The organism is Banduia mediterranea, from assembly GCF_031846245.1.
GTDB lineage: Bacteria > Pseudomonadota > Gammaproteobacteria > Nevskiales > Nevskiaceae > Banduia > Banduia mediterranea.
Window position 1 is genome coordinate 1 of sequence record NZ_JAVRIC010000080.1, and the last position, 482, is coordinate 482.

1 protein-coding gene is annotated in these 482 nt (G+C 63.3%); it reads right to left on the reverse strand.

Features of this window, described 5'->3' with window-relative positions; all coding sequences use genetic code 11:
* Positions 1-100: 100 nt before the first annotated feature.
* Positions 101-482: transposase (locus RM530_RS18460; protein ID WP_311366734.1), on the reverse strand; the 382-nt coding region annotated here is incomplete at its 5' end.

Sequence of the window (482 nt, forward strand, 5' to 3'; positions counted from 1 at the left end):
GTCGTGGACCTGTCCGGGATGCCACGCCACCGCGTCGCTCCAGCCTTTGCGGCGCAGTACCAATATGGGTCTATGCTGTTTCGAGTGGAACCATCCGATTTCAAAGAGCGGTGGCAAGTCGGGCATAGGGAGGCGCAGGCAGATGTGAAAGCTTGCTGCAGGTGAGGTAGATGATGGTCATCAGATGTCGGTGCGTACGAAATCCGCGAGCCCGAGCGATGGCCGCCTGGACCTTGGAGTTGATCGATTCGGCCATGCCGTTGGACAGACCCAGCCGGACGCTGTTGACGATGCCGCGCAGATGATTTCGCACGGTCGCGCCCAATCGCTTGAAGGGCGCGAGCCGGCAACGCCGCGCCCAGGACACCCAGCGCTTCAAGGCCGGCTCGGGATCAATGCCGTCCTTGGCCGTCTCGAAGATGGCGCGCGCCGCTTGGGGAGCGGACAGCGCCCGCGTGCAAACGTAGAAGGCGGTTTCGTGG